This window comes from Pseudomonas sp. 3-2 (assembly GCF_019710535.1).
In the GTDB taxonomy this organism is placed as follows: Bacteria; Pseudomonadota; Gammaproteobacteria; order Pseudomonadales; family Pseudomonadaceae; genus Aquipseudomonas; species Aquipseudomonas pharyngis.
On the sequence record NZ_CP081200.1, the window covers coordinates 885,648 to 903,385 of the forward strand.

A 17,738-nucleotide genomic window follows, 5' to 3' on the forward strand; every position below is an offset into this window, starting at 1 on the left:
GCACCGGTTGAATTGGCGTCATCTGGCAGGTGTCGGCGCAGCGTCGATAGGCCAGAATAGAGAGCCCGGCGAGCGGTCGGGATGGTGGAGAGTTGAGTGATGGGGTTTGATCAGATACGTCAGCGCCGTTTGTCTGACGACATTGTCGAGCGACTGGAAGGGATGATTCTCGAGGGCACGCTGAAGTCCGGCGAGCGCCTGCCAGCCGAGCGGACACTGGCGGAACAGTTCGGCGTTTCCCGGCCCTCGTTGCGCGAAGCGATTCAGAAGCTTGCGGCCAAGGGGTTGCTGGTCAGCAAGCAGGGCGGCGGCAACTATGTCGTGGAAAGCCTCGGTTCGACGTTCAGCGATCCGCTGCTGCAATTGCTGGAAAGCAATCCCGAGGCGCAACGTGATCTGCTGGAATTTCGCCACACGCTGGAGGCATCGTGTGCCTATTACGCAGCATTGCGCGCCACGGATGTGGATCGTGAACGGCTGACGGCTGCGTTTGAAGAGTTACAGGACTGCTATTCGCGTCATGACGAAGTGAGCCGGGCGGAAGAGGGCGCGGCGGATGCGAAATTCCACCTGGCGATTGCCGAAGCCAGTCATAACGCGGTGTTGCTGCACACCATTCGCGGGCTGTTCGATTTGCTCAAGCGCAACGTGGTGACCAACATCGGTGGCATGTACAAGCAGCGCACGGAAACTCGCGACATGCTGATCACCCAGCATCGGGAGTTGTATCTGGCGATTATCGAGGGGCGCGCGGAACAGGCGCGTGAGGTGTCCAGCCGACACATTCTGTATGTGCAGGAAGTGCTGGAAGAAGTGCGCCAGGAAGTGCAGCGCATGGCTCGCGCCGAGCGACGCAAAGGGATGTAAAAAAGACCGCCCCCGTGCCGGGCGCGGGAACGGTCATTCAGGCAGAGGAATCAGTCTTCCTTGCCCTTGTTGCGCACCGCACGCTGCAACTCGCGACCGGCATCGCGTTCGCGTTCGGTATCACGCTTGTCGTATTCCTTCTTGCCCTTGCCCAGTGCGATCTCGCACTTGACCATGTGCTTGCTCCAGTACCAGGACAGGCACACGCAGGCGTAACCCTTCTGCTGCACGGCGGCGGCGAGCTTGTCCAGTTCGCGGCGGTTGAGCAGCAACTTGCGGGTACGCACCGGGTCGGCAATGACGTGGGTGCTGGCGGTCATCAGAGGCGTGATGTGGCTGCCGAGCAACCAGGCCTCGCCATCCTTGAGCAACACGTAACTGTCGACCAGTTGCAGCTTGCTTGCCCGCAGACTTTTTACTTCCCAGCCGGCCAGGACCAGACCAGCCTCGAACTTGTGCTCGATGAAGTAATCGTGTCGCGCCTTTTTGTTTTGCGCGATGGTCCCTGTTGGGTGTTTCTTCTGTTTAGCCATAGGGGCGGCATTATATGGAGATAAACGGCTGTCGGCTACGGTGATGCTGCGTGCTTGAGCAGGTTGAGTGAATCCCGGACAATGCGGCCTCTTTTTCTAACGCTTGGGCGTGATAAACGATGTCGACAGACAAGGTTTCTGTCCACGGCAGTTGGGCTAGCCGCTGGGTTTTCATATTCGCCGCGACCGGTTCGGCCGTGGGATTGGGCAGCATCTGGAAATTCCCCTACATGGTCGGGGTCTACGGTGGCGGCGCCTTCGTGCTGATGTTTCTGGCATGTATCGCGCTGATCGGCATCCCGGTAATGCTCGCCGAAACCCTGATCGGCCGCCGTGCCCGCCAGAGTCCGGCGAATGCCCTGAAGGTGCTGGCGCGGGAAGCCGGGCACTCGGGCAAGTGGTCGTGGGGCGCGTTCGCCGGGATGATCACGGCGCTGCTGATCCTGTCTTTCTACAGTGTGGTCGGCGGCTGGTCGCTGGATTACATCATCGATATGGGGCGCGGAGACTTCCAGGGCGCGACGGCCGATCAGGTCGGAGCGTACTTCGGTAATGTCATCGCCGACCCGTGGCGCATCACGCTGTGGCACACGGTTTTCATGCTGCTGTCGGCGGTGGTGATCGCCAAGGGCGTGGTTGCCGGGCTCGAGCGCAGCCTGCGGATCATGATGCCGCTGCTGTTCGTGATGGTGCTGGTGCTGCTGGGTTACAGCATGACCACCGGGCATTTCATGGAAGGCGTGCATTTCATGTTCGACTTCCACCCGGAAAAAGTCCTCGACGGCTTGCTGCCGGCCATGGGCCACGCGTTCTTCTCCCTGAGCGTGGGCGTGGGCTCGATCATGATCTACGGCGCCTACATGACCAAGGAAGCCTCGCTGTCGGGCACGGTCGTCGGTGTGGCGCTGCTCGATACCTTTGTTTCGCTGGTGGCGGGTCTGGCCTTGTTTCCGATTGTATTCGCCGGTGGTTTGAACCCGAGTGAAGGCCCGGGGCTGATGTTCGTCAGCCTGCCATTTGCTTTCGGTAACGTGCTGTTCGGCCAGTTGATGGGCGTGGTGTTCTTCGTTCTGGTGGCCATTGCGGCCTGGAGCTCGGCGATTTCCCTGCTGGAGCCAATGGTCGCCTATCTGGTCGAGCGGACTAAAATCAGCCGTGCCTGGGTGACATTCTGGTTGGCGTTCACCTGCTGGTTCGTTGGCCTGGGCACGGTGTTTTCCTTCAATATCTGGAAGGAAGCCAAATTTTTCGTGAACGATGGTGGGGTGTTCCATCTCTACCAGTGGGGTGCGGCCGGTGGCCTGGACTTCTTTGGCGTGATCGACTTCTTCACCTCGCGCATCATGTTGCCGCTCGGTGGGCTGTGCTTTGTGCTGTTTGCCGGTTGGGTGATGGGGCGTGAGGCGGTACGTGATGAATTGTCGATTCGCAGCCCGGCGCTGTTCGCCCTGTCTCTGTTTTTGATGCGCTATGTGGCGCCCATCGGCATTCTTGTAGTGTTTGCCGCCCAGCTCTGGAAGTGACGCTTACATGACGACACATATTCAACGATCGGCGCTGCTGCCTTATCCGGCGCAATTTCTCTACGACCTGGTCAATGACGTGGCACGTTACCCGGAATTTCTGCCGTGGTGCTCGTCTGCTGAAGTCCTGGAAAGCTCGCCTGAGCACATGCGCGCCAGTGTCGGCGTGGCCAAGGGCGGCCTCAGTCAGCACTTCGTGACACGAAATACGCTGGTGCCGGGGCAGTCGATCGAGATGAACCTGGAGGAGGGACCGTTCAATCAGCTGCACGGCGTCTGGGTATTCAAGGCGCTGAACGAGAAGGCCTGCAAGATCAGTCTGGATCTGTCCTTCGACTACGCCGGGCCGCTGGTCCGCGCGACGCTCGGTCCTTTGTTCAATCAGGCGGCCAATACGCTGGTGGACGCGTTCTGCCAGCGTGCCAAGCAGATGCATGGTTGAGCCGGTGATCGAAGTCGAAGTGGTGTATGCGGCGGTTGATCGTCAGGTTTTGCGTGTAATCAGTGTTGCTGAGGGTACGACGGTGCGTGCGGCGCTGATGGCGTCCGGTATTGATGCTGAATTTCCGGAGCTGGATCTGAAGAGTTGTCCTTTGGGGATCTTTGGCAAAGTGATCGCTGACCCTGATGCCCGGCGGGTTCAGGAAGGCGATCGCATCGAGATCTATCGACCGTTGTTGGCTGATCCGAAAGAGGTGCGCCGTCTGCGTGCCGCCAAGGCTGCCGAAGCCAAGGCGCGAAACAAGTAGGGTGGTCGAACGGCAGGCAATAAAAAACCCGGAATTTCCGGGTTTTTTATTGCGTCGCAAATTATTGCGGCGAGGTGTCCAGCGGTTCTGGCGTTGGAACCGGAACGGTTTCCACGCCATCGACGTCCTTCTGGATCTGATCCAGCAAGGAGCCAGGCTTGGCCGGTTTTTCCGGTTTCGGCTGCTCGGCGTTTTCAGCAGGAGCGGTCACGCTGGTGCCGCTGTCCTTGCCGAGAATCGCTTCATCACGGCTGACGCCCGGCATGAAGTCACCGGACAGACTGACAAGGCGGTCATTCGAGTCGAAAATGACACTCATGCGTTCCTGCTGGCGTTCACCGCCACCAGGTTGCAGGCTGTACAGATAATCCCAGCGGTTGGCGTGGAACGTGTCGGCAAGCAGAGGGTTGCCCATGATAAACCGTACTTGCGGCCGGGTCATTCCCGGGCGTAACTGGTCTATCATGTCCTGCGTGACGACATTGCCCTGCTGGATGTCGATTTTGTAAACCCCGGGGAATGAACAACCGGCGAGTGCGAGCAGTCCCACAAAGGTGAAACTGGTTAGCAAGAGCTTGGTGTTTTGCATCGGTGGGCGACTTCCACTATCTTGGCTGGGACAACGTAAACGCCGATCATACCCGCATTAAGAGAAGCTGCGAAGCAGCATCGCGAGAAAGCTGACCATGGTTGAAAATAGCGAACTACGCAAAGCCGGCCTTAAAGTGACCCTGCCACGGGTCAAGATCCTGCAAATGCTCGACTCTACAGAGCAGCGTCACATGAGTGCCGAGGACGTCTACAAGGCGTTGATGGAAGCTGGCGAGGACGTCGGTCTGGCCACGGTCTACCGTGTTCTGACCCAGTTCGAAGCGGCTGGCCTCGTGGTCCGTCACAACTTCGACGGCGGCCACGCGGTATTCGAATTGGCCGACGGTGGCCACCACGACCATATGGTTAACGTGGAGTCGGGCGAAGTCATCGAATTCTTCGACGAAGAAATCGAAAAGCTTCAGAAGGCGATCGTCGAGAAGCACGGTTACGAGATGGTTGATCACAATCTCGTACTGTACGTACGCAACAAAAAGTAAGCATGTCGCGCGAATTTCAGGTTCGCGAAACGAGCGAAGGCGACCCAAGGGTCGCCTTCGTGCTTTCTGGCGTGCTTAAACCTTTGCGGTGACGACCATCTTTTTCGCGTGCGCCAAAGACTCTTTGGTCAGATCGATGCCGCCAAGCATGCGTGCGACTTCTTCTATACGGTCATTCTTGCTCAGCTTCGAAACAGCCGTGTGAGTGGCCTGCTCGCCTCGCACCTTGTGCACGAACAGATGCTGATGCCCCTGAGCCGCGACTTGCGGCAAGTGCGTAACCGTCAGTACCTGTCCGCGATCCCCGAGGCGACGCAGCAACTGGCCGACGATTTCAGCCGTTGGACCGCCAATCCCCACGTCCACTTCGTCGAATACCAATGTCGGTACGCGAGAGGTCTGGGCGGTAATCACCTGGATGGCCAGACTGATCCGTGACAGCTCACCGCCGGACGCCACTTTGGCCAGGGCCTTCAACGGTTGGCCCGGGTTGGCGCTGACCAGCAGCTCGACCTGTTCCAGGCCATTGGGTTGCAGTTCGCTGCTGTTGTTGGCGCGCAATTCGATGGTGAAGCGACCGCCGGGCATGCCCAGGCGTTGAATCTCCTGCTCCACCGCGCTTGCCAGGCTGCCGGCTGCCTGATGACGCAGCTCGCTCAGCTCCTGGGCCTTTTCCTGATAATGGCGGGCATAGGATGCAAGTTCCTCGGCGAGGCGTTCGATGGATTCATCGTTGGCGTCGAGGGCTTCGATTTCGTCGAGCAGCTTCTGTTGCATCTCCGCCACTTCAGTCGGCTGAATGCGGTGTTTGCGTGCCAGTGTGTAAATGGAGTCCAGACGTTCTTCCAGATATTGCAGGCGCGCCGGGTCGGCATCGAAATTGTCGAGAAAGCGATTGAGTTCGCCGACGGCTTCTTCGACCTGGATCTGCGCACTGGTCAGCAAGCTGCTCGCTTCACCCAGCGCGCCGACCGAATTGTTCACGCTCGACAGTCGATTGAGGCTGGCCGTCAGGGCATTCAGCACGTTGCCGGAATCGCTTTCGCTGCATTGCTCGACCACTTGTCGGCAGATGCCGAGCAGGGTTTCTGCGTTGGTCAGGTTCTTGTGTTCCTGCTCCAGTTCTTCCAGTTCGTTTTCGCCGAGGCCGAGGTTTTCCAGCTCCTCGAGCTGGTAGCTGAGCAATTGATGGCGTGCACGCTGTTCGTCGCCGGAATTGGACAGGCGTTCCAGCTCCTGACGGGTCTGGCGCCAGCGCTGGGCGGCCAGGTGAACCTGGCGTGCCAGATCGGTGGCCCCGGCGTATTCGTCGAGCAGGCGCCGGTGGGTGTCGGTCTTGAGCAGGGATTGGTGTTCGTGCTGGCTGTGGATATCGATCAGCAGCTCGCCGAGTGCCTTGAGGTCACCTAGCGGGCAGGGCGTGCCATTTATATAGCCGCGTGAGCGACCTTCGGACGTGATGACCCGGCGCAGGATGCACGGACCGTCGGTTTCCAGGTCGCGTTCCGCCAGCCAGGCACTGGCCTCGGGAATATCCGCCAGATCGAAGGTCGCCAGGATATCGGCCTTGTCGGCGCCCGGTCGCACCACGCCGCTGTCGGCGCGATCACCGAGCGTCAGGCCCAGGGCGTCGAGCATGATCGATTTGCCGGCGCCGGTTTCCCCGGTAATCACGCTCATGCCGCGATCGAGTTCGAGATCGAGATGTTCAACGATGGCGTAGTTGTGTACGGACAGGTGCACCAGCATAAAGGCCGCTCCCAGGCTTCAGGTCTGGTTATTTATACAGTGTTTTGTTTCGGGCTGACAATGCCCTCGCTCAGCTCAATGGAGAAGATCCGATCAAATGCTTGTCGCGCGCAGGAATGCCAATGCAGCACTTTTTTGTAGGGTTAATCGTTGTCAGCCCTTGAAGCCTGATTTTGCGGCCCCATATACCGGGGCAGAAGCGCGAATCGAACTCGCGGACGATATTGAAAGGAGAATTCTATGGCTGACGAACAGACAGTAGATACGCAAAACCCAGAAGCCAATCAGGCGCCCGAGACTTCGGGTGATGACCTGGCGACCCGTGTACAAGTGCTCGAAGAGCAATTGGCCGCCGCGCAGGATCAATCGCTGCGCGTAGCTGCCGATCTGCAGAACGTCCGCCGCCGTGCCGAGCAGGATGTCGAAAAGGCGCACAAGTTTGCGCTGGAAAAATTCGCCGGCGACCTGCTGCCGATCGTCGACAGCCTGGAGCGCGGCCTCGAGCTGTCGAGCCCGGATGACGAAAGCATCCGTCCGATGCGCGAAGGCATCGAGCTGACCCTGAAAATGTTTCACGACACCCTCACGCGTTATCAGCTTGTAGCTGTCAGCCCGCAGGAAGGCGAACCGTTCAACGCCGTGGAACATCAGGCAATGGCCATGCAGGAAAGTGATGTCCTGGAGCCGAACAGCATTCTGAAGGTATTCCAGAAGGGCTACCAGCTCAACGGTCGCCTGCTGCGTCCGGCGATGGTCGTGGTCAGCAAGGCGCCGGCGCCAGTTTCGCCTTCGATTGACGAGAAGGCTTGAAATTAGCCGCAAGGCCCCCATTTAGAAGTCAAGCGTTTAAGTATTACCGCAGTTAGCCACCACTGCTGCGGCAAAAAAATCCAAAGTTTCGGGAGAGTGAACATGGGCAAAATTATCGGTATCGACCTGGGGACTACCAACTCCTGCGTCTCCGTGCTGGAAAACGGCGTGGCCAAAGTTATTGAGAACGCCGAAGGCGCGCGTACAACGCCGTCGATCATTGCTTACGCCAATGATGGTGAAATTCTGGTAGGTCAGTCCGCCAAGCGTCAGGCTGTGACCAACCCGCACAACACACTGTTCGCAGTGAAGCGCCTGATTGGCCGCCGCTTCGACGAAGAAGTTGTACAGAAAGACATCAAGCTGGTGCCTTACAAGATCGTCAAGGCCAACAACGGTGACGCCTGGGTCGAGGCTTCCGGCAAGCAGATGGCTCCGCCGCAAATCAGCGCCGAAGTCCTGAAAAAGATGAAGAAGACCGCCGAAGACTACCTCGGCGAAGCGGTGACCGAAGCGGTGATCACCGTTCCGGCCTACTTCAACGACAGTCAGCGTCAGGCGACTAAAGATGCTGGTCGCATCGCCGGTCTGGACGTAAAACGTATCATCAACGAACCAACCGCAGCCGCTCTGGCTTATGGCATGGACAAGGCCAAGGGCGATCACACCGTGATCGTTTACGACCTGGGTGGTGGTACTTTCGACGTTTCCGTGATCGAAATCGCTGAAGTTGACGGCGAGCACCAGTTCGAAGTGCTGGCCACCAACGGTGACACCTTCCTGGGTGGTGAAGACTTCGACATGCGCCTGATCGACTACCTCGTCGACGAGTTCAAGAAAGAGTCCGGCATGGACCTGAAGAACGATCCTCTGGCCTTGCAGCGTCTGAAAGAAGCCGCTGAGAAAGCCAAGATCGAGCTGTCTTCTTCGCAGTCGACCGACGTCAACCTGCCGTACATCACAGCAGACGCGACTGGTCCTAAGCACCTGAACGTGAAGATCTCTCGTGCCAAGCTCGAGTCGCTGGTCGAAGATCTGGTGAACCGTACCATCGAGCCATGCCGTATTGCTCTGAAGGACGCCGGTATCGACGTCAGCAAAATTGACGACGTCATTCTGGTTGGTGGTCAGACTCGTATGCCACTGGTGCAGAAGGCAGTTACCGATTTCTTCGGTAAAGAAGCACGTAAAGACGTGAACCCGGACGAAGCTGTTGCCATGGGTGCTGCGATCCAGGGCGCCGTTCTGGCCGGCGACGTGAAAGACGTTCTGCTGCTTGACGTCAGCCCGCTGACCCTGGGTATCGAAACCATGGGTGGCGTGATGACCGCGCTGATCGAGAAAAACACCACGATTCCTACCAAGAAATCGCAAGTGTTCTCGACCGCCGACGACAACCAGGGCGCCGTGACCATTCACGTCCTGCAAGGCGAGCGCAAGCAAGCCGCACAGAACAAGTCCCTGGGCAAGTTCGATCTGGCCGACATTCCACCAGCTCCACGTGGCGTTCCGCAGATCGAAGTGACCTTCGACATCGACGCCAACGGCATCCTGCACGTAGGTGCGAAGGACAAGGCGACTGGCAAAGAGCAGAAGATCACCATCAAGGCCAACTCTGGTCTGTCGGATGAAGAAATCCAGAAAATGGTGCGCGACGCCGAGCTGAACGCCGAGGAAGACCGCAAGTTCGAAGAGCTGGCCGCTGCCCGTAACCAGGGTGATGCACTGGTTCACTCGACTCGCAAGATGATCGCTGACGCTGGCGACAAAGTGACTGCAGAAGAGAAGACTGCAATCGAAGCGGCCGTGGTTGCCCTGGAAGCTGCCGTCAAAGGCGACGACAAGGCTGCCATCGACGCCAAGGTTGAAGAGCTGTCGAAAGTCTCTGCGCCGGTTGCCCAGAAGATGTACGCCGAACAGGCTCAGCCTGAAGGCGCGGCACCGCACGACGAGAAAGCTGAAAAGGCTGACGATGTTGTCGATGCCGAGTTCGAAGAAGTCAAAGACCACAAGTAAGTTGTTGGTCGCCCGGTTGACTGCCTTGCGGCGGTGACTGGTAGGATGTCGCCGCGCGGGAGCTTGCTCCCGCGTTGGCGTATCTGGAATACGCGAATTTTTACAGCATGCGACAACGGCGGATTGAGTGACTTGTTCGTTAGAGCAAGTTCAGATGACTGGGCTCCATAACCAAGGCGCTGCGACGACTCATAGCGCGCTATGGGGAGGAGCAGCAACGCAGGGTATGGTGCTCAGGCATCGAAATTGCCTAACGGACAAGTCATTCAGTCCGCCCCAGGGTGCTGGCGGTATGGCCGGGAATGCTCCTGCTTTTCGCGCCGCAAATACCGCATGAACCAAAGACCAGGATCGTTGAATTGACGTGAGTTGGGTCCGGGCCTGTATTGGGGCTCAACGAGTTTGGCGAAGCTCAGGAGGGATTTGCCGAACGTCCTCAAGAGTATGAAGAACTTATGGCTAAGCGTGACTATTACGAAGTGTTGGGTGTTGAGCGCGGCTCAAGCGAAGCAGACCTGAAAAAGGCCTATCGCCGTCTGGCGATGAAGCACCACCCGGACCGTAATCCCGGTGACAAGGCGTCGGAAGATCTGTTCAAGGAGGCCAACGAAGCCTACGAAGTGCTGTCCGATTCCAGCAAGCGTGCAGCGTACGATCAGTACGGTCATGCCGGCGTCGACCCGAGCATGGGTGGCGGCGGTGCAGGCTTCGGCGGTCAGAACTTCTCCGACATCTTCGGTGATGTCTTCAGTGACTTCTTCGGTGGCGGTCGCGGCGGTTCCCGTGGCGGCGCTCAGCGCGGCAGCGATTTGCGTTACACCCTCGAGCTGAACCTGGAAGAAGCGGTACGCGGTACGACCGTGAATATCCGCGTTCCGACGCTGGTCAATTGCAAACCATGCGACGGTTCGGGCGCCAAGAAAGGCTCGTCGCCATCGACTTGCCCGACTTGCGGCGGCATCGGTCAGGTGCGCATGCAACAAGGCTTCTTCTCGGTGCAGCAGACCTGCCCGCGCTGCCATGGCCAGGGCAAGATCATTTCCGATCCGTGCGATTCCTGCCACGGCGACGGTCGTGTCGAAGAATACAAAACCCTTTCCGTCAAAGTGCCGGCCGGTGTCGACACCGGTGACCGCATTCGTCTGTCCGGCGAAGGCGAAGCGGGCACTCAGGGTGGTCCGACCGGCGACCTGTACGTGGTGATCAACGTCCGCGAACACGACATCTTCCAGCGTGACGGCAAGCACCTGTTCTGCGAAGTGCCGATCAGCTTTGTCGACGCGGCCCTGGGTGGCGAGCTGGAAATTCCGACCCTCGACGGTCGCGTCAAACTGAAGATTCCGGAAGGGACGCAGACCGGCAAGCAGTTCCGCGTACGCGGCAAGGGCGTGGCGCCAGTGCGTGGCGGTGGTGCGGGCGACCTGATGTGTCGTGTGGCCGTCGAGACGCCGGTCAATCTGAACCGTCGTCAGCGTGAATTGCTGGAAGAGTTCCGCAGTTCCCTGGCGGACGACAACAGCCACTCCCCGAAAACCACCGGTTGGTTCGACGGTGTGAAACGCTTCTTCGGCGATCTGTAAGGAGTCGGCATGCGACGTATAGCTGTGATGGGCGCTGCCGGGCGCATGGGCAAGATTCTGGTCGAGGCGGTGCAGCAGCGCGCGCCGCTGACCGGTTTGACGGCTGCGATTGTCCGCCCTGGCAGTACGCTGATCGGTGTGGATGCCGGTGAGCTGGCTTCGCTCGGTCGAATCGGCGTGCCGCTGTCCGGGAATCTGGAGTCGGTGGCGGAAGAGTTCGATGTGTTGATCGACTTCACCTTGCCGGAAGTGATGCTGAAAAACCTGGCCTTCTGCCGCAAGGCGGGCAAGGCGATGGTGATCGGCACGACCGGGCTGGATGCTGCGCAGAAGCAGTTGCTGGCCGAGGCGGGCAAGGATATTCCGATCGTGTTCGCCGCCAACTTCAGTGTCGGCGTCAACCTTTCGCTGAAGCTGCTCGACATGGCGGCACGGGTGTTGGCGGAAGATGCGGACATCGAAATCATTGAGGCCCATCACCGCCACAAGATCGATGCGCCATCGGGCACGGCCCTGCGCATGGGTGAAGTGATCGCCAATGCGCTGGATCGTGATCTGCAGAAGGTTGCGGTCTATGGTCGTGAAGGTCACACCGGTGCCCGTGAGCGTGAGACCATCGGCTTCGCCACTGTTCGCGGTGGTGATGTAGTGGGCGATCACACGGTGCTGTTTGCCTGCGAAGGCGAACGTCTGGAGATCACGCACAAGGCTTCGAGTCGCATGACGTTTGCCAAAGGCGCGGTGCGTGCGGCGTTGTGGCTGGATGCTCGCGAGCCTGGTTTGTACGACATGCAGGACGTGCTCGACCTGCATTGAGATGTTATGAATCCGGCGCAAACGCCCTGTTTGTGCCGGTTTCAATCCGCTGAGCGACGCCCTGTCGCATTCTCCGGCCTTTCAGGCTCATTGGCGGTAGACCAAAAATCCCTTTTTCTGTAAGCTACAGCTTTAGTGTGTCCACTAAAAGCGCGCAGAATAATTCAGTGAAGAAGCGGGGTGACGTGTCCATACGTCACTCCGCTTTTTTACAACCTGCGATTGCCCTTTCATGCGTTATTTACGGGAGGTCTTCTTGACTAAGCCAGCCATACTCGCCCTTGCTGATGGCAGCATTTTTCGCGGCGAAGCCATTGGAGCCGACGGTCAGACCGTTGGTGAGGTGGTGTTCAACACCGCAATGACCGGCTATCAGGAAATCCTTACCGATCCTTCCTACGCCCAGCAGATCGTTACCCTGACTTACCCGCACATCGGCAACACCGGCACGACGCCGGAAGACGCCGAGTCCGACCGCGTCTGGTCCGCTGGTCTGGTCATCCGTGACCTGCCGCTGGTTGCGAGCAACTGGCGTAACACGATGTCCCTGTCCGATTACCTGAAAGCCAACAACGTTGTGGCGATCGCCGGCATCGACACCCGCCGCCTGACCCGCCTCCTGCGTGAAAAAGGCGCACAGAACGGCTGCATCATGGCCGGCGACAACATTTCCGAAGAGGCGGCCATCGCCGCTGCGCAAGGCTTCCCGGGCCTGAAGGGCATGGACCTGGCGAAAGTCGTCAGCACCAAGACCCAATACGAATGGCGCTCCACTGTCTGGGATCTGAAAACCGACAGCCACGCGACCATCGAAGCCTCCGAGCTGCCATATCACGTGGTTGCCTACGACTACGGCGTCAAGGTAAACATCCTGCGCATGCTGGTCGAGCGCGGTTGCCGCGTGACCGTGGTTCCGGCGCAAACCCCGGCTGCCGACGTACTGGCTCTCAAGCCGGACGGCGTGTTCCTGTCCAACGGCCCTGGTGACCCGGAGCCTTGTGACTACGCGATCAAGGCCATCAAGGAAGTGCTGGAAACCGAAATTCCGGTCTTCGGCATCTGCCTCGGTCACCAGCTGCTGGCCTTGGCCTCCGGCGCCAAGACCCTGAAAATGGGCCACGGCCACCACGGTGCCAACCACCCGGTTCAGGATCTGGACACTGGCGTCGTGATGATCACCAGCCAGAACCACGGTTTTGCGGTTGACGAAGCGACCCTGCCAGCCAACGTCCGCGCGATCCATAAATCGCTGTTCGACGGCACCCTGCAAGGCATCGAGCGTACCGACAAGAGCGCGTTCAGCTTCCAGGGTCACCCTGAAGCGAGCCCTGGCCCGAACGATGTGGCCCCTCTGTTTGACCGCTTCATCAACGAGATGGCCAAGCGACGCTAAGCGCTCGCCTTGAGACTGTAGCGAGAAGCCCCTCGAGGGCGGCCCCGGAACCGGCGGCCCCCTCGGGACTTCAGAAATCGATCAAGACGGCTTGCCGACTGACCTGCGGATTTGAGTGACAAACCCATGCCAAAACGTACAGACATTAAAAGCATCCTGATTCTCGGCGCTGGCCCGATCGTTATCGGCCAGGCCTGCGAATTCGACTACTCCGGCGCCCAGGCTTGCAAAGCCCTGCGCGAAGAGGGTTACCGCGTCATCCTGGTGAACTCCAACCCGGCCACCATCATGACCGACCCGGACATGGCCGACGCCACCTACATCGAGCCGATCAAGTGGCAGACCGTTGCCAAGATCATCGAAAAAGAGCGTCCGGATGCCGTGCTGCCAACCATGGGCGGCCAGACTGCTCTGAACTGTGCCCTGGACCTGGAGCGCGAAGGCGTTCTGGAGAAGTTCGGCGTAGAGATGATCGGCGCCAACGCCGACACCATCGACAAGGCTGAAGACCGCTCGCGTTTCGACAAGGCGATGAAAGCCATCGGCCTGGAATGCCCGCGTTCCGGTATCGCCCACAGCATGGAAGAAGCCAACGCGGTGCTCGAGCGCCTGGGCTTCCCGTGCATCATCCGTCCGTCCTTCACCATGGGCGGCACTGGTGGCGGTATCGCTTACAACCGTGAAGAGTTCGAAGAAATCTGCGCCCGTGGTCTGGACCTGTCGCCAACCAAAGAGCTGCTGATCGACGAATCGCTGATCGGCTGGAAAGAATATGAAATGGAAGTTGTCCGCGACAAAAAGGACAACTGCATCATCGTCTGCTCGATCGAAAACTTCGACCCGATGGGCGTGCACACCGGTGACTCGATCACCGTTGCTCCAGCTCAGACCCTGACCGACAAGGAATACCAGATCCTGCGTAACGCCTCGCTGGCGGTACTGCGCGAGATCGGCGTCGAGACCGGCGGTTCCAACGTTCAGTTCGGTATCTGCCCGGACACTGGCCGCATGGTCGTGATCGAGATGAACCCGCGTGTATCCCGCTCGTCGGCTCTGGCCTCGAAAGCCACCGGTTTCCCGATCGCCAAGATCGCGGCCAAGCTGGCCGTCGGTTACACCCTCGACGAATTGCAGAACGACATCACCGGCGGCCGTACCCCGGCGTCCTTCGAGCCGTCCATCGACTACGTCGTGACCAAGCTGCCGCGCTTCGCTTTCGAGAAGTTCGCCAACGCTGACGCGCGCCTGACCACTCAGATGAAGTCGGTCGGTGAAGTCATGGCTATCGGCCGTACCTTCCAGGAATCCCTGCAGAAAGCCCTGCGCGGTCTGGAAGTGGGCGTTTGCGGTCTGGACGAGAAGGTCGACCTGAGCAACCCGGAAAGCATGAGCGTGCTCAAGCGCGAGCTGACCGTGCCGGGCGCCGAGCGTATCTGGTACGTGGCGGACGCCTTCCGCGCCGGCATGACCGTCGAAGAAATCTTCGGCATGAACATGATTGATCCGTGGTTCCTGGTGCAGATCGAAGATCTGATCAAGGACGAAGAGAAGGTCAAGACCCTCGGTCTGTCCGCTATCGACCGCGATCTGATGTACAAGCTCAAGCGCAAAGGTTTCTCCGACCAGCGTCTGGCCAAGCTGCTGGGCGTCACCGAGAAGAACCTGCGTACTCACCGCCACAAGCTGGAAGTGTTCCCGGTCTACAAGCGCGTCGACACTTGCGCGGCCGAGTTCGCCACCGACACCGCCTACCTGTACTCGACCTACGAGGAAGAGTGCGAAGCCGCGCCGTCCGGTCGCGACAAGATCATCATCCTCGGCGGTGGCCCGAACCGTATCGGTCAGGGCATCGAGTTCGACTACTGCTGCGTTCACGCGGCACTGGCGCTGCGCGATGACGGTTACGAGACCATCATGGTTAACTGCAACCCGGAAACCGTTTCCACTGACTACGACACTTCCGACCGTCTGTACTTCGAGCCGGTGACCCTGGAAGACGTGCTGGAAATCTGCCGCGTCGAGAAGCCGAAAGGCGTGATCGTCCAGTACGGCGGCCAGACGCCTCTGAAGCTGGCTCGCGCCCTGGAAGCAGCCGGCGTGCCGATCATCGGCACCAGCCCTGATGCCATCGACCGCGCCGAAGACCGTGAGCGCTTCCAGCAAATGGTCGAGCGCCTGAACCTGCGTCAGCCGCCAAACGCCACCGTGCGCAGCGAAGACGAAGCTGTTCGCGCCGCTGCGAAGATCGGTTACCCGCTGGTGGTGCGTCCGTCCTACGTACTGGGCGGTCGGGCGATGGAAATCGTCTACAAGGAAGAAGAGCTCAAGCGTTACCTGCGTGACGCGGTGCAAGTGTCGAACGACAGCCCGGTGCTGCTCGACCACTTCCTCAACTGCGCCATCGAGATGGACGTGGATGCGGTCTGTGACGGCAAGGACGTCGTGATCGGCGCGATCATGCAGCACATCGAACAGGCGGGCGTTCACTCCGGTGACTCCGCGTGCTCGCTACCGCCGTATTCGCTGCCGGCGCACATCCAGGACGAAATGCGTGAACAGGTCAAGAAAATGGCCCTGGAACTGGGCGTGGTCGGCCTGATGAACGTTCAGTTGGCGCTGCAAGGCGAAGACATCTACGTCATCGAAGTCAACCCGCGTGCTTCCCGTACCGTACCTTTCGTGTCCAAGTGCATCGGTATTTCCCTGGCAATGGTCGCGGCTCGCGTGATGGCCGGTAAAACCCTGAAGGAAATCGGCTTCACCAAGGAAATCATTCCGAACTTCTACAGCGTGAAAGAGGCGGTGTTCCCGTTCGCCAAATTCCCTGGCGTTGACCCGATCCTCGGCCCTGAGATGAAGTCCACCGGTGAAGTGATGGGCGTCGGCGACACCTTCGGCGAAGCCTTCGCCAAAGCCCAGATGGGCGCCAGCGAAGTGCTGCCGACCGGCGGTACCGCGTTCATCAGCGTCCGCGATGATGACAAGCCACTGGTTGCAGGCGTGGCCCGTGATCTGATCAACTTGGGCTTCGAAGTCGTCGCCACCGCCGGCACTGCCAAGCTGATCGAAGCCGCAGGTCTGAAAGTGCGTCGCGTGAACAAGGTGACCGAGGGGCGTCCGCATGTGGTCGACATGATCAAGAATGACGAAGTCACTCTGATCATCAACACCACCGAAGGTCGTCAATCGATCGCCGATTCCTATTCCATTCGCCGTAACGCCTTGCAGCACAAGATTTACTGCACCACCACCATTGCTGCTGGCGAAGCTATCTGTGAAGCGCTGAAGTTCGGTCCCGAGAAGACCGTACGCCGCTTGCAGGATCTACACGCAGGATTGAAGGCATGAATAAATACCCAATGACCGTCCAGGGCTCCAAGGCCCTGGAAGAAGAGCATGCTCACCTGACCAAGGTCGTTCGTCCGAAGCTCAGCCAGGACATCGGTACGGCCCGCGAGTTGGGTGACTTGAAGGAAAACGCTGAATACCATGCCGCCCGCGAACAGCAGGGCATGGTCGAAGCGCGGATCCGTGACATCGAAGGTCGCCTGCAGAACGCGGTGATCATTGATGTGACGACCATTCCGCACACCGGCAAAGTGATTTTCGGCACCACCGTCGAAATCGCCAACGTCGAGACTGATGAAAGCGTCACTTACCAGATCGTGGGTGAGGACGAAGCGGACATCAAGCTCGGCAAGATTTCGGTAGGTTCGCCAATCGCCCGCGCCTTGATTGCCAAGGAAGAGGGCGATACGGTCGTCGTGAAAACGCCAGGTGGCGATATCGAGTACGAGATTGTCGAAGTCCGTCACATCTGAGGGTGGGCGCCCGTTGCGTGCGGGCGCGATGCTCTGGCAACTGGCCCAGATGTTGTGGGTCGGTGGCCTGTGGCTGGCACACCTCGGTCTGCGGCCGGTGCTGGGTCAGATTGGCCTGGCTCCGCTGCTGATCGATGAGGTTGCAAGTACGTTTGAAGTGGCGGTAGTGGGTTTTGCCGTCGCGTGCGTGATATTTCAGGCTTTGGTGCTGGTACAGGCCGAGGGCCTTGCCAGTCTATGGCGGGATTTTCGCGGGCAGGTGTTGCTGATGGCGTTGTATGCGTGTGCGATGTTTGTCGCAGTGCGTGTCGGCTGGCCGGATGCGCAGCGCTGGCAGGTGTTCAGCTTTCTTGTGTTGGGTTTTTCCGGGTTGGTGCTGGTATTGCAGCCGGTGCCGGGATGGAGTGGCAGGGTGCGCGAAGCACACCCTTGACCCTTGCCATCACTTGAAGCGATGGACGTTCGACAGTTGCTTGTTGACGCTGAAGTTCTTGCGGTAAATCAGTGCCATCTTGCCGATGACTTGAACCAGATCGGCCTTGCCGGTCTTGCACAGCTCTGCAACGGACGCCAGGCGCGCCTCGCGATCGAGGATGTTGAGCTTGATCTTGATCAGCTCGTGATCTGCCAATGCGCGTTCGAGTTCGGCTAAAACACCCTCAGTCAAACCGTTGTCAGCCACAGTCAGAACTGGTTTCAGGTGGTGACCAATGGATTTGTACTGTTTCTTCTGCTCTGGAGTGAGCGGCATAATCTGACCCTTTCGTCTGGATTCTGTAAAATGGCGGCC

The 17,738-nt window shown here is 59.1% G+C and carries 17 protein-coding genes; 13 read left to right on the forward strand and 4 right to left on the reverse strand.

Annotated elements, in window-relative coordinates:
• Window positions 1-99 precede the first annotated feature (99 nt).
• The gene (locus K3819_RS03845; protein ID WP_039769141.1) at window positions 100-867 is read left to right on the forward strand and encodes an FCD domain-containing protein; all 768 of its coding nucleotides are present in this window, start codon (window positions 100-102) and stop codon (window positions 865-867) included.
• Window positions 868-917: 50 nt separating this feature from the next.
• Here K3819_RS03845 and smpB read toward each other — a convergent pair whose 3' ends face one another.
• On the reverse strand, window positions 918-1,400 hold the full coding sequence (smpB, locus tag K3819_RS03850) for an SsrA-binding protein SmpB (protein ID WP_007953781.1): 483 nt from the start codon (window positions 1,398-1,400) through the stop codon (window positions 918-920).
• Between the two features lie 119 nt (window positions 1,401-1,519).
• Here smpB and K3819_RS03855 point away from each other — a divergent pair, with 119 nt between their 5' ends.
• From K3819_RS03855 to K3819_RS03865, 3 genes are read left to right on the forward strand one after another with little or no spacing between them, the layout of a single operon-like run.
• Entirely contained in the window at window positions 1,520-2,923 is a 1,404-nt protein-coding gene (locus K3819_RS03855; protein ID WP_039769144.1) for a sodium-dependent transporter, read from the forward strand.
• Window positions 2,924-2,930: 7 nt separating this feature from the next.
• A complete protein-coding gene (locus K3819_RS03860; protein ID WP_003221509.1) occupies window positions 2,931-3,365 on the forward strand; it encodes a type II toxin-antitoxin system RatA family toxin in 435 nt (144 codons plus the stop codon).
• Window positions 3,358-3,672, forward strand: coding sequence for an RnfH family protein (locus K3819_RS03865; protein WP_085611295.1), 315 nt, complete (start codon window positions 3,358-3,360; stop codon window positions 3,670-3,672). The genes K3819_RS03860 and K3819_RS03865 overlap by 8 nt, the downstream gene beginning before the upstream one ends.
• A 61-nt stretch (window positions 3,673-3,733) precedes the next feature.
• Here the strand turns inward: K3819_RS03865 and K3819_RS03870 are convergent, their stop codons facing one another.
• Entirely contained in the window at window positions 3,734-4,261 is a 528-nt protein-coding gene (locus tag K3819_RS03870) for an outer membrane protein assembly factor BamE (RefSeq protein WP_074691914.1), read from the reverse strand.
• 97 nt (window positions 4,262-4,358) lie between these two features.
• Between K3819_RS03870 and fur the strand changes: the two genes are divergently transcribed.
• Complete coding sequence (fur, locus tag K3819_RS03875) at window positions 4,359-4,763, forward strand: ferric iron uptake transcriptional regulator (protein ID WP_039769149.1); 405 nt, start codon at window positions 4,359-4,361, stop codon at window positions 4,761-4,763.
• Window positions 4,764-4,838: 75 nt separating this feature from the next.
• Here the strand turns inward: fur and recN are convergent, their stop codons facing one another.
• Window positions 4,839-6,512 (reverse strand): DNA repair protein RecN, encoded by a 1,674-nt coding sequence (gene recN / locus K3819_RS03880; protein ID WP_085611296.1) that lies wholly within the window; start codon window positions 6,510-6,512, stop codon window positions 4,839-4,841.
• A gap of 240 nt (window positions 6,513-6,752) precedes the next feature.
• Here recN and grpE point away from each other — a divergent pair, with 240 nt between their 5' ends.
• The 8 genes from grpE (at window position 6,753) to K3819_RS03920 (ending at window position 17,381) form a co-directional block, all read left to right on the forward strand.
• Entirely contained in the window at window positions 6,753-7,322 is a 570-nt protein-coding gene (grpE, locus tag K3819_RS03885) for a nucleotide exchange factor GrpE (RefSeq protein WP_039769154.1), read from the forward strand.
• Between the two features lie 102 nt (window positions 7,323-7,424).
• On the forward strand, window positions 7,425-9,338 hold the full coding sequence (dnaK, locus tag K3819_RS03890; protein ID WP_064593336.1) for a molecular chaperone DnaK: 1,914 nt from the start codon (window positions 7,425-7,427) through the stop codon (window positions 9,336-9,338).
• 455 nt (window positions 9,339-9,793) lie between these two features.
• Window positions 9,794-10,918 carry a molecular chaperone DnaJ gene (gene dnaJ / locus K3819_RS03895; RefSeq protein WP_039769159.1) on the forward strand — a complete coding sequence of 375 codons (1,125 nt, stop codon included), beginning with the start codon at window positions 9,794-9,796 and terminating at the stop codon, window positions 10,916-10,918.
• Between the two features lie 9 nt (window positions 10,919-10,927).
• Window positions 10,928-11,734 carry a 4-hydroxy-tetrahydrodipicolinate reductase gene (dapB, locus tag K3819_RS03900; protein ID WP_007953764.1) on the forward strand — a complete coding sequence of 269 codons (807 nt, stop codon included), beginning with the start codon at window positions 10,928-10,930 and terminating at the stop codon, window positions 11,732-11,734.
• 256 nt (window positions 11,735-11,990) lie between these two features.
• Window positions 11,991-13,127 carry a glutamine-hydrolyzing carbamoyl-phosphate synthase small subunit gene (gene carA, locus K3819_RS03905; protein ID WP_221398681.1) on the forward strand — a complete coding sequence of 379 codons (1,137 nt, stop codon included), beginning with the start codon at window positions 11,991-11,993 and terminating at the stop codon, window positions 13,125-13,127.
• Between the two features lie 126 nt (window positions 13,128-13,253).
• On the forward strand, window positions 13,254-16,475 hold the full coding sequence (carB, locus tag K3819_RS03910; RefSeq protein ID WP_039769162.1) for a carbamoyl-phosphate synthase large subunit: 3,222 nt from the start codon (window positions 13,254-13,256) through the stop codon (window positions 16,473-16,475).
• Window positions 16,472-16,948, forward strand: coding sequence for a transcription elongation factor GreA (greA, locus tag K3819_RS03915; RefSeq protein ID WP_007953757.1), 477 nt, complete (start codon window positions 16,472-16,474; stop codon window positions 16,946-16,948). The genes carB and greA overlap by 4 nt, the downstream gene beginning before the upstream one ends.
• A 28-nt stretch (window positions 16,949-16,976) precedes the next feature.
• The gene (locus tag K3819_RS03920) at window positions 16,977-17,381 is read left to right on the forward strand and encodes an MFS transporter (protein ID WP_221399656.1); all 405 of its coding nucleotides are present in this window, start codon (window positions 16,977-16,979) and stop codon (window positions 17,379-17,381) included.
• Between the two features lie 9 nt (window positions 17,382-17,390).
• Here the strand turns inward: K3819_RS03920 and K3819_RS03925 are convergent, their stop codons facing one another.
• Entirely contained in the window at window positions 17,391-17,699 is a 309-nt protein-coding gene (locus K3819_RS03925; RefSeq protein WP_007953753.1) for a YhbY family RNA-binding protein, read from the reverse strand.
• Window positions 17,700-17,738: the final 39 nt, after the last annotated feature.